Source organism: Faecalimonas nexilis, from assembly GCF_059731825.1.
The window spans coordinates 1,621,068-1,634,314 of record NZ_AP029189.1; the positions used below are offsets into that span (position 1 = coordinate 1,621,068).

The window sequence follows — 13,247 nt, forward strand, 5'->3', positions numbered from 1 at the left end:
AAAATGTTAATTATAACTGCGATTTTGGTGTGTATTTTGACTTAATTGTGTAAAAACGACATTGCTTGTTCCGTATTGTACAAAAATAAAAACAAAAGTGACGCTTTTATACAAGAAAAAATTATAAAAATATGCTACAATTTATAATATATTTCATTAAGAGAAGGAGAGATGAGCATGAAGAAAAAAATAGTGGCAGCTCTTTTGGTGCTTACGATGGTGATGCAAGGAGCCATGCCTGTTTTTGCTCAAGATGAAAGTGCGGGAAGAGTTGAGACAACAGTAGATACAGAAACAACAAAAATTTTGTGCAAGGAATATTTAAGTGAAGAAAAGCAGATTCAAGGTATTGAACAGCGTTTTTCAATACCGCAGGAGGATGTGGCTTTTGTAAAAGGATTGGGAAGCGGTACGATTACACTGAGTTTTAGGACGGGAAGTACCAATTTACAGGCGTTGGCTGCAATTAATGGAAGTACACATACGAATCATTATATGTCTTTGTACATTAGTGGCGGGAATAAAATCGGTTTTGAATTCCGCAAAAATGAGACGGTAAATGATCACAAAAACTTTACGGTAAATGATGTGAATCTTGCGGATAATCAATGGCATACGATTACGCTTGTAACAGAAAAGGACAGCTATTATAAAGTATATTTGGATCAAAAACTTGTACAGCAGTGGGATGTGAGTGAGACTAATTTTGTCGACAAAATGGAATGGGAACCGACTTCTGTGACATTTGGAGGCGCAAATCGAATTTCAGGAAATAGTTATCCGTTTACCGGAAGCATCAAAGAAGTGAAATTGTATAATGGAGCAGTTTCCGAAGATCAGATTATGGCAGACCATGGTGCTGTGTCTGTAGGAACACCGATTTTTACTTACCAGAGAAAAATGTTTGACGGAACAGAAGGAAAGATGATTCAACTGCCGGAGCAGAAAGAAAAAATTTCCGGTTTGACAAAAGGAACGTTTTCTTTTGCATATCGCTTAAATGAGGCGGCTGTAGGCAAAACGATTTACGGATTGTTATCTCTGTCGAACAGCAATGCAGATAGAGAGTACGGAGCTCTTTATATTAAGCCGAAGGATAACCGAATCGGATATGAGGTGCAGGGCAAAGGAGATAAGTATATTACAGTCCGCAATGGAAATTCTGTCAATAATGCAGAGTGGCATACGGTGACATATGCATTTGATGGGACACAGGCAGAGTTTTATTTAGATGGTGTATCCATCGGAAAGTTTGCGACAACGCATTTGCTGAAGGGTGATTGGACGCCGGATATGGTTACGCTTGGCGGAATCAGCAGAACGAATACGACACCGGGTTCAAAATGGCCATTCTACGGAATCATTGACAGTGTCAATGTGTTTGATGAGACGTTAAATGCGGAACAGGTTATGGAACTTCATAAACGCACCTTACCGCAAGATGAACCGGAATACGGGAAAGATGTATATAAGACAGGTGAGTATGGTATTTATGATATGGGTGATTATGATTCTTATAATTACCGTATTCCAGCAATGGTTACAACGAGTAAAGGAACTGTAATCGCAGCAGCTGATCAAAGAAATACACATTGGTCTGACTGGGGAAATATTGATACGGTTGTCAGAAGAAGTACAGATAACGGTTTGACTTGGGAAGATCCGATTGATGTAATTGATTTGAAATCACAATCTTATTTCAGTGGCACACAATCTGCTTACACAATTGATCCGGCGATGATTGCAGAAGATGAGAATGGAAAGAATCCGGGACGTGTGTGGATGCTTGTAGATATGTTTCCAGAATCAACGAATGGAAGCCAAGGAACATGGTCAATCAAAGAAACCGGAACAGGTTATGTGAAAGTAGATGGAAAAGATTATCTGTCGCTTTATGATAAAGATAATAATCAATATACACTTCGGGAAAATGGAGAAGTATTTGACAAGGATAATCAAAAAACAGATTATGTAGTAAAACAGTTTGAAGGAAATGATGAACAAGGCTACCATGAAAAAGGTGATTTGTATAAATCCGGTGAATATGTGGGAAATATTTATTTGAGAAGTACCTCTAAGAACAACGATTCAGCACCTCTTCATCCGACTCAGACATGCTATTTGTGGCTGAGCTATAGTGATGATGACGGTGTGACATGGAGTGATCCGGTAGATATCACACCACAGGTAAAAGCAGACTGGATGAGATTCTGTGGAGTTGGTCCGGGATTTGGAGTTCAGCTTCAGTATGATGAGGAACATCCGGGAAGACTTGTATTTCCGATTTATTATACAATTGCAGGAAGTGGTATAGGATTCCAGTCTTCTGCTTGTATTTACAGTGATGACGGCGGAAAAACATGGCAAAGAGGAGAGTCTCCGAATGATGGACGAATTAACAAAAACGGACAGGTGACATCTTCGCAAAATCCGGTTGGAATCAGTGAGCTGACAGAAAGTCAGATTATTGAATTGAGCAGCGGCAACTTGCTTCAGTTTATGAGAAATACAGGTGGAAACGGAAAAGTTGTTGTTTCTAGAAGTACAGACGGTGGAGCAACATGGAGTGATCCGATTGATACAACAGCGCCGGAAGTATACTGCCAGTTATCTGTATTGTATTATGATAAAAACGGAACAGACGGAAAAGACAGAGTGATTATGTCAAATCCGGGAGGTTCAGGAAGAAATAACGGAACATTACGAATCGGTGAAGTGACGGAGACAGAGGATAGTTTCTCTGTGGACTGGGTAGAAGAAAAAATGTTCTGTCCAAATAATTATGCATATTCATGTTTGACAAAAATGAGAGATGGAAATATGGGACTTCTCTATGAACATCAGAATACGATTAAATTTACTGCATTTAATTTGGACTATATTAAAGATGAAGTGAATTTATTAAGCCCGACGATTACATCTGTTACATACAAAGTGGAAAAAACAGACGATCATGCTTATACGCTGCCGGGAGATAAATATGTGATTACAGTGAAAACAGATCAGAATGTTACGGCAACAGGAACACCGAAATTCAGGTTTATGTTAAACGGCAAAGGTCGTTATGCGAATTATGTATCCGGCGGAAATGATGACAAAACATTAGTGTTTGAATATGTATTACAAAAAGGTGATGAAGGAACGATCCAATTCAAAGGACCAAAGATTATCTGTGATGAAGCGGGAGCAGTGAAAAATGCGAATGGACTGTGTGTAAGTTCCGGTGATATGGATGTCAATATGGGATACATTGGAGTAGATCCTTCAGATGCTGCAAGAGATATTGCGACAGAACAGATGAGTGCAACAGCCGGTGCGGCTCAATCAGGTCAAGGGGCAGCGAATGTTTTAGATGGAAGAGCAGACACATTATGGCATACTACATGGGGTGGTGGCCATGGACGCGAAAATCATTGGATTCAATTTGAACTGAAAGATTTCTATATGGTAGATGGAATCCGTTATCAGCCAAGAACTTCCGGGGGCGTAAATGGTATTATTACAGAATATAAAGTGGAAGTAAGTAATGACGGTGTTCATTTTGATCAAGTTGCAACAGGAACATGGGCGGGAAATACTGCTTGGAAGATGGTTTCATTTGAGCCGGTGCGTGCAAAATATGTGCGTTTGACATCTTTAGATGCACTCAGCGTGGAGGCAGATAATGACTATGCATCAGCAGCAGAAATTCGTCTTACAGGAACAAAAACGGAGGCGCCTCCGGTTGTGGAAGCGGATAAGAGTTCGCTGGAAGCTGCGATTGCATATGCGAAAGATGTGAAGACAAAACCGGAATATCAATATGTTGTACCAATTGTAAAACAAAAATTAGATGAGGCGCTTGAAGCGGCGGAAACTGTTTTTGCGAATGCAGCTGCAACACAGGAAGAAGTTGACAAAGCAAAAGATGAACTTGTAAAAATGTTCCACTATTTATCATTTACAGGAGATGCAAAATCACTGAGAGATTTGGTAGATATCGCAAAAAAACTCAATACAGATATTTATACAGAACAAAGTGCGAATGTATTCAAAGAAGCACTTGCAGAAGCAGAGACTGTACTTGCCGATGAAAATGCGCTGCAGAAAGAACTTGATGCGGCTCAGAAAAAATTAAAAGAGGCAATGGATGGATTGCAAGTGATATCTGTAGATAAGTCAAAACTTCAGAAACTTGTAGACAGTTCACGAAAATATGTAGAAAAACTGGATGAGTATACAACTCAAAGCGGTGAGATTTTCATGGGAGCATTTGAAGCGGCTGAGAATATTTTAGGAAAACAGGATGCGACAAAAGAGGAAGTCGATCAGGCGTATGCAAATCTTCGAAATGCAGTCTTTGGTTTGAGATTATTGCCGAATAAAGATAAATTAGAAGAATTAATCCAAAGTGCAGAACAGATTGATGTGAAGCTTTACTCAGAAGAAAGTGCAAAAGAATTCATGTCAGCATTGTCAAAAGCAAAAGCTGTATTTGCAGATTCAGAAGCATCGACACAGGAAGTGGAAGATGCAGAACGTACACTTGCAAAAGCAATGGATGGATTAAAAGAAGTTGGAAAAGCAGAAGAACAAAAAGTACCAAACAAAAATACAACAGCGGAAAAGAACGATGATAAAGAAAAGAATACGAGTCCTGTCAAAACAGGAGATCGTTCAACACCGATTTTATTTGCGCTGATTGCAGCTTTAAGTGCGGGAACGGTATTTTCTGTACGGAAAAAAGAAGAAAATTAATAGATGAAGAAAGGGTCTCCTGAATCGGAAAAAGGTTCGGGAGACCTTTTTATATATAGTGTAAGAGTTCCTGATTATACAAATAAATGGAGAAATCAGATACATTTGTACAAGTATTGATGTTGTATATATGATACAATTAAAGAAATGTGAGAAATCTATTTTTGTGTAATATGACGGAGGAAAAGAATGAAAAAGAAAATAGTATGCCTAGTAGCAACAGTGTTGACGGCTGGAATTTTTGTGGCAGGTGCATTTTTTATAAAAGGGAAATTTGAATTGAATATTCATGAAAAACCAATTAGTAAAGAAGAATATTTGTATGTGATGAATCAACAAATTTATGATGTTTCCAATGAGCTGACAGAAAATCGAGACATTCAGATTGATGAGAAATTTTGGGAGACGGAAATTGAGGGAACTGTTCCATATAAAAAATTGGCGGATCAGACAATAGAACAATTGAAATATTATCGTGCGGTTTATGAAACGGCAATTGAAGAAGGTTACGTGGAATATGCAGATTATGAACATATGATAAAGCGTATGGAAGAAGAGAATAAAATGAGGGCAGAAAAAATCGAGAACGGAGAACCGGTTTTCGGATTGTCCAAATTTACTACAGAATTGTATATGGAATATGAGATGGATTCTTTTCAAAAGAGATATTGCGAGAATCTGAAAAATGAAGGAATGGAGATCACAGAAGAAGAAAGAGTACAGTATTATGAAAAAAACAAAGATGCACTCTTTCAAAAAAATGATGATATCACACTGGATTATATAAAAATCCCATATCTTTCAGAAAATATGACGGAAGATCAAAAAGAGTTACTGGAAAAAGAATTGATATCTATTTATAAAAGCATGGATGGCTCACAAACATTACAGAAACTTGTGGCAGAAAACGAGATGCTGAGTCCGTATTTTTCCCATGAAGAACTGCTTTCCAGTGAGGTTTCTTCGAAGGCGAAGGCAATCGGAGATGTTTTGGAACTGGGATATGAATTAAAGATTGGAGAATCGACACAGGTAGTAGATGAAAATGGGGCGCTGTATCTTGTGCAGTGTACGGCTAAGAACGATTATGATTATTTTACTGTTGATGAAGTAAAGGATAATATCAATAAAGAGTTAAGAGAACAACATTATAATTCTATGATAGAAAAAAAAGCCGAGGATTTGGAAGTCGACGGCGATATGAAGAAAGTATATGATTTTACAAAAAAACATATAAAAAAATAAAAATGAGGAGGAATAAGAGCTATGAAGAGAAAAATTGTAGCGGCAATGTGTGCACTTGCTGTATTGTGTACGTCAGCGAATGTTTTCCCGATGTCGAGCGTTAGTGCGGCTCGAAAGGAAAAAGCAGTTGGAACGACATATTACATCAGTAATCGTGGAGACAATCAAAACAGTGGAACTTCAGAAGGAGAAGCATGGCAGACTTTAGATAAGCTTAAAGATGTGAAACTTCAGCCGGGTGACAGCGTACTTTTTGAAGCGGGATCTGTTTTCCAAGGATTTCTTCATCTGCAGAATGTACACGGAACAAAAGAAAATCCGATTCGGATCGGAAGCTATGGGGAAGGTAATAAACCTATCATTAATGCAAGAGGAGAAGGTGTCTGGTATCAGGATTATGGTACACCGATGGATAACAGTGGACACCGTTCAAAAGGATATGTGTCTTCTGCCATTTTGCTCTACGATGTTGATTATGTAGAAGTGAAAGGTTTGGAATTGACAAATGAATCTGATGATGCACAATACATTCAAAATGGTTTGGCAAATACATCAGCACGTATGGACCGCACCGGAGTTGCAGGAATTGCAAAAGACGGAGGAACCATGGACCATGTCTATTTAGAAGACCTTTATATCCACGATATTGACGGAAATCTTCAAGATAAACATATGGACAATGGAGGAATCCAGTTCAACGTATCAAAACCGACAGATGAATCTAAAACAGGGATTGCAAGATATAATGATGTAAAAATTACAAACTGTTATGTCAAAGATGTAAAACGTGCCGGAATTGTAGTTGGCTATACATATCAGCATTCTAAATTCAATGGAGCACAGATTGCAGATGAGACAGTGCAAAAATATGGACACACAAACATTTATATCGCAGACAATTATGTACAGAATTCTGGAAATGATGCGATTGTTGCAATGTATGCATATCGACCGGTAATTGAAAGAAATATTTCGGATACAGCCGGCGTTGATTTGGATGATGGATATGCCGGTTATTGGCAGTCTTTCTGTGCGACAATCTGGCCATGGAAAACAAAAGATGCGGTATTCCAATATAATGAGGCGTTTGATACAGTCGGAGAAGGCAATGGTGACGGACAGGCGTGGGACATTGACTGGTCAGACGGCACGGTTTACCAGTATAACTATAGTCATAATAATGGTGGAGGTTCTATGCTGATTTGCTTAAATGAGGCTTATAATGGTACATTCCGTTATAATTTAAGCCATAATGATTTAGGCTGTCTTATTACATTCCAAGGAAATCCGGAAGCAAAGATTTATAACAACGTCTTTTATGTGGACGGGGACAGAGCAACAAGAGTACACCACAATGCGAGTGGAAAACGCAGCGGTTCCGGTGTGATTTCAAATAATATTTTCTACAATGCAAGTACAGCGAACCCGAACGATGAGTGGGAACCAAATGGAAATAAAAAATTCAGCAATAATCTTTATTATGGATATACTTCTACTCCATCTACAGATAAACATGCGGTAGTTGTTGCAGAAAGTGAAAAAGACCAGATTTTTGTCGGACCACTGACTGCACCGGACAGCACAGATGGAACGATTCATAGACACGATGATCCGGAAGCAAAGACAGTGTTTGACGGATTTAAAATCAAAGAAGATTCTGCAGCAGTAAATGCCGGTGTATATATTCCAAATAATGGCGGAAAAGATTTCTTTGGCAATAAACTTGGAATGACACCTGATATCGGTATGCACGAGACAAAAGCAGAAGATGGAGAAATCGTGGAAGAAATTTATTCAGATGTTTACAAAGTGACAGAGAATGAAATCAATGATGTCGAAGTCGGAACTACTGTCGATGAGATGAAAGAAAATCTTGTATATGACAAGCGGGTTGCTTTGGAAGTGTACAAGGGAGAAGAAGCTGCAGCGGGCGATGCAGCTGTGGAAGACGGTATGATTTTGAAACTGAAAAATGGAGATACGGTAAAAGAGTATACAATACATACAGTCCTTCGTCTGTCAACGCTTGTTTACGAGATAGAAGGAACAACAATCCGTGAAGTTCCAAAAGGAACAACTGTTGGTACTTTTAAAGAAAATTTAATTCATCATAAACGTGTCAATGTAGACGTTTATAAAGGAGACAAAAAGGTAGAAGATTCTGAAGTTATCGAAGAAGGAATGACACTGAAAGTATCTTATAAAGAAGTTTCCAAAGAATTTAACATTTCACTTGTGAAAGTATATAAAGAGTATGCAGCAACAGGAATGACAGCAGAGGCGGGAAGTTTCCAGCCAAATAATAATACAGAAGGAAACGGAAATCTTGCATTGGATAACAACTTGAATACAATGTGGCATACAAACTGGAATGGCTGTCAACGTTCAGAAACATGGATTACGATTGATATGAAGAAAGAACAAAATGTTGCAATGTTAAAATATACTCCAAGACAAGGCGGCGGAACAAACGGTAACATCACAGCTTATGAGATTTATGTAAGTAAAGACGGACAGACTTGGGGAGAACCGGTTGCAACGGGAACATGGGCAAACAATAATGTTGTGAAATATGCAAGATTTGACACTGTTTTAGGACGTTATGTGAAATTAGTAGCAACAGACTCTGCATCGCAGGAAGCAAGTAAAATTTTTGCTTCGGCAGCAGAAATTCGTTTAGGATTTGAAGAGTAGAAAGGAGGGTGTGATTATGAAAAATAGAATTCTGGCTATGTTTATGGCGGCTGCAGTTGTGGGTACGACAGTTTTACCGGGAATGACAGTAGATGCCGCAAAACAGGGAAAAACAACAGGAACAACGTATTATGTAAGTACAGTTGACGGAAACGACAACAATGATGGAATGTCTGAGGGGAAAGCATTTTACAGTTTAGACAAAATCAATGAACTGACATTGAAGCCGGGAGATAAAGTTCTTTTGGAGCGTGGTTCTGTATTCCAAAATGGTTTTCTGCATTTGAAAGGAGACGGTTCAGAAGAGGCGCCAATCGTTGTTGACTCTTATGGAAAAGGAAATTTACCAATCATTGAAACAAACGGACAAGGAATCTGGTATCAAAACTATCGCGCTCCTTTGGGCAACGCAAAACATAAATATCAAGGATATGTTTCTTCTTCTGTACTTCTTTATGATGTAGAATATGTAGAAATCAAAAACTTGGAAATTACAAACAAAGCTCCAAAGATTGAAACAGCATATAATGCAGAAGATGTTATGAACCGTACAGGAGTTGCGGCAGTTGCACAAAATGAAGGAACGTTAAATCATATTTATCTGGATAATTTATATGTTCATGATGTAATTGGAAATGTATATGACAAACATATGAACAACGGAGGTATCTATTTTACAGCTTTCCAGCCGATGGATGCATCAACAGGAATTGCAAAATATGATGATGTAAAAATTGAAAATTGTTATGTAGAAAACACAAACAGATGGGGAATTGCAGTTGGATACAGTTATACCCATGGTCAGTTCCATGGCGGTGTGATTTCAGATGAAAAGATTAGTACATACGGCTCTACCAATGTTGTGATTCGCAATAACTATGTGAAAGATGCAGGTGGAGATGCAATTACATTGATGTATTGTGACCGTCCGCTTATTGAGTATAACGTATCAGATGGTGCGGCAAGACAGATTAATACAAAAGACTATAATGCGACCGGATTTGGACGAGTTGCAGCCGGAATTTGGCCTTGGAAATGTAAAGATGCCATTTTCCAGTACAATGAAGCATTTGATACTTGCCAAAACCAAGATGGTCAGGCGTGGGATGCAGACTATGGTGATGGAACTGTTTACCAGTATAATTACAGCCATAATAACGGTGGCGGAAGTGTTATGTTCTGCGGAGGAGAAGCAATCAATAATATTTTCCGGTATAATATCAGTCAAAATGATTTAGGCGGTGTGATTAACCCAGCAGGACAACCTGATGCACATGTGTATAACAATACATTCTTTGTAAAAGAAGGAATTGATTTTATTCGTACAAATATGGGCGGTGGTCCAATGGTAGTAGAGAATAATATCATTTATTATAATGGCTCTGCACCAAAAGAAGAAAACTGGTTCAAACATACGAATGAAACAAAAACAAAATATGACAATAACCTTTATTACAATTATGCAAATGTTCCGGCAAATGATGCGAATGCGATTGAAGCAGATCCGAAATTTGCAGATCCGGGTAAAGCGCCAACAGCACCTTTGGCCGGCGTGGAAGCAGGAAACATAAAAGATTCAATTGTTCATGAAAGAACAGCATTTGATGGATATAAACTGGCATCAGATTCTCCGGCAGTTAATGCAGGTAAAGTGATCAAAAACAATGGTGGAAAAGACTTCTTTGGAAACAAAGTGACAGGAACACCGGATATAGGAGCATTTGAAAGTGATGCGGTTTCTCTTGTTTTAACATCTGATGTATATGATATTAAAACAGCAGAAAAAACAATTGGAGGAGTAGAAGCAGGTACAACAGTTGCAGATTTCCTTAAAAATTTGAAGTACGATTCCGGATGCACAATCAAAGTGATGAATGGCAAAGAAGAAGTGGAAAGCGGAATTGTAAAAGGCGGTATGAGTGTTGTATTGTCTGACGGAAAACAAGAAGTAGTGTATACGATTGTTGCATCAGCTGACAACGCAATCAAAGAGGCTGTCTATATGATGAAAGATAAAACTGTATTTGTTCCGATGCTGGAAAATAATCCGACAACTGTGAAAGAGTTAAAAGAAGGTGTGAAAGTTCACAGCACAGCGGAAGTCAAAATTGTAAATGCAGAAGGAAAAGAAGTTACGACAGGAAATATTGCAGAAGGAATGAAACTTGTCGTTCAGGCAGAAAATGGAGATCAAAATGAATTTACAATTTCTGCGAAAAACAGTTATCAGTGGGCGCTTGATTATGCCGGACCACAGCAGGGTAATGTCTGGTTTGGTCAGATGAAAAAATCTGCTTCAGAATATGAGAATTTGACAGCATACGATCCGGTATATCCAAACTGGGCAGTGGATACATATTTTGGGCCAGGTGTAGCTTTGCCAAATCATCAGACACCGACAACAGAGACAACACATGGATTGCTTTCCGATACAACCGGAGCATCTAAAAAAGAAGGTATGGCAATGGCATTCCGCGTACCGAAGAGCGGAAAAATTACCTTGGCTGTGAAAGACGATGAACCGTATCTGCGTCAGGCAGGAAACAAAAACGGAACGGTTACTTTAAGCTTTACGAAAAATGGAGAAGTGCTTGGCGATTCTTATGTACTTGAAGTAAGTAATCAAAAAGCAGATGTGGGAATCCGTGAGATTGAAGTCAATAAAGGCGACTGGATTCGTGTGGAAGCGAAAAATAACGGAGCTCCGACAAAACCATCTATCCACGTAACACCAATCATTACTTATGTTGATGAGGCTATGGTGGAACCTGAACAGGTAAATAAAACATTGTTGAAAGACACAATTGATTATGCAAAATCTGAGCAGGAAAAACCGGAGTATCAGTACGTTGTACCGATTGTGAAACAAAAATTGGAAGAAGCATTAGAAGCAGCCGAAAAAGTATATGCAGATGAAAATGCTACACAGGCTCAGGTAGATACTGTATGTGATAAACTGTTGGAGATGATTCATTATCTTTCTTACACCGGAAACAGCAAGTCGCTGCAGGCGTTAGTAAAAGCAGCAGAGGATATCAATGTTGATGTTTATACAGAAGAGAGTGTGAAAGCATTTAGAGCAGCATTAGAAGAAGCAGTAGAATTGTTGAAAGATGAAAATGCACTTCAGTATGAATTAGATGCTGCACAACAGAAATTACAGGAAGCAATGGAGGGATTGACTATAATTCCGGTTGATAAATCCAAACTTGCAAAAGCTGTGAAAGAGGCACAAAAGTATGTTGAAAAATTAAATGAATATACACCTCAGTCTGCTGAACTTTTCCAAGGAGCTTTAGATGCGGCAAAAGCTGTTTTAGATGATGAAAAAGCAACACAAGAACAGGTAGAACATGCATTTGTAAATCTGCAAAATGCAATCTTCAACTTGAGACTGATTCCGAATAAAGACAAATTGGAAGAGTTGTTAAGCAAAGCAGAAAATATTGATTTGTCATTGTATACAGAAGAGTCCGGTAATGTTTTGAAAGCAGCAATTGCAGATGCCAAAGCGATTTTTGAAGATGAAAATGCAACAGAGAAGCAGGTTGCGTATGCGTCAGATTTATTGGCAAAAGCAATGGATGGATTGAAAACAGCGGAATCAAAAGAACCGACAGATGATAAAAAGCCATCTGCTGAACAGGGAAATGCACAAGCAAGTAAAGAAAATGCATCAGAGAAAAAACCAACGGCTGCGAAGACAGGGGATACAACAATGATGTTTGTATGGATTCTTGTTATGATTGCCGGAGTAAGCACAGTGACTGTGATTTATAAAAAAAGAAAATATGAATAGTAGAATGAAATAGTTGCAATTGGGGGCGTAGTAAAATTGAATTTTGCTATGTCCCCAATTGACGTGAATCATTAAGAATTTCTGAAGAAAGTGGATATTCTCAAGGAACTATGCTACAATAGGGCGTACATTTTTAGAGAAGGAGAGAGTACGGTTATGTGGTGGAATAGAATGATTTTGGGGTTTGACAGTTACCATGTGATTTTATGGTTTTTGCTATATAGTATTTTAGGGTGGATTGTAGAGTCGATTTATATGTCAATCTGTAATAGAAAATTGACAAACAGAGGATTTGCAAAAGGCCCGTTTTGTCCGATTTATGGTGTTGGGGCATTGACGGTATATTTTGTGTTGAGACCATATAGCAGTAATGGATTTCTGCTGTTTTTATTAGGGTCTCTGCTTGCTACGGCGCTTGAGCTTTTGACGGGAATTATCATGAAGCGTATCTTTGGAGAAATTTGGTGGGATTACCATGAAAAGCCATTTAATTACAAAGGAATTTTATGTCTGGAAAGTTCAATCGCATGGGGCTTTTATACCCTTTTTCTGTTTTTATTTCTGCAAAGATTTGTGGAGGGAGTTGTGGCGAGAATACCGTTTTTGGTCGGGAAAATTGTGGGCAGTTTTCTGATTGTTGTATTTACAATAGATTTTCTTCATTCATTGTATGTGGAGAAAAAGGAAGATATACCGGAACGTGTATGGAGGATTAAAGATACATTGATTGAGAAAATTTCACGTTCTTAGTAAAATGGAGATGAAAGTAGAG

5 protein-coding genes are annotated in these 13,247 nt (G+C 38.4%); all 5 read left to right on the forward strand.

What is annotated here, in order from left to right:
• Positions 1–177: 177 nt before the first annotated feature.
• The 5 genes from AC6I5B_RS08130 (at position 178) to AC6I5B_RS08150 (ending at position 13,225) form a co-directional block, all read left to right on the forward strand.
• Entirely contained in the window at positions 178–4,737 is a 4,560-nt protein-coding gene (locus AC6I5B_RS08130) for a sialidase domain-containing protein (protein ID WP_144166745.1), read from the forward strand.
• 189 nt (positions 4,738–4,926) lie between these two features.
• Positions 4,927–5,982, forward strand: coding sequence for a peptidyl-prolyl cis-trans isomerase (locus tag AC6I5B_RS08135; protein WP_144166746.1), 1,056 nt, complete (start codon positions 4,927–4,929; stop codon positions 5,980–5,982).
• A 21-nt stretch (positions 5,983–6,003) separates the two neighbouring features.
• On the forward strand, positions 6,004–8,676 hold the full coding sequence (locus tag AC6I5B_RS08140; RefSeq protein ID WP_144166747.1) for a discoidin domain-containing protein: 2,673 nt from the start codon (positions 6,004–6,006) through the stop codon (positions 8,674–8,676).
• 16 nt (positions 8,677–8,692) lie between these two features.
• Entirely contained in the window at positions 8,693–12,475 is a 3,783-nt protein-coding gene (locus AC6I5B_RS08145; protein ID WP_044987717.1) for a right-handed parallel beta-helix repeat-containing protein, read from the forward strand.
• Positions 12,476–12,631: 156 nt separating this feature from the next.
• Complete coding sequence (locus AC6I5B_RS08150; RefSeq protein WP_044987715.1) at positions 12,632–13,225, forward strand: putative ABC transporter permease; 594 nt, start codon at positions 12,632–12,634, stop codon at positions 13,223–13,225.
• Positions 13,226–13,247: the final 22 nt, after the last annotated feature.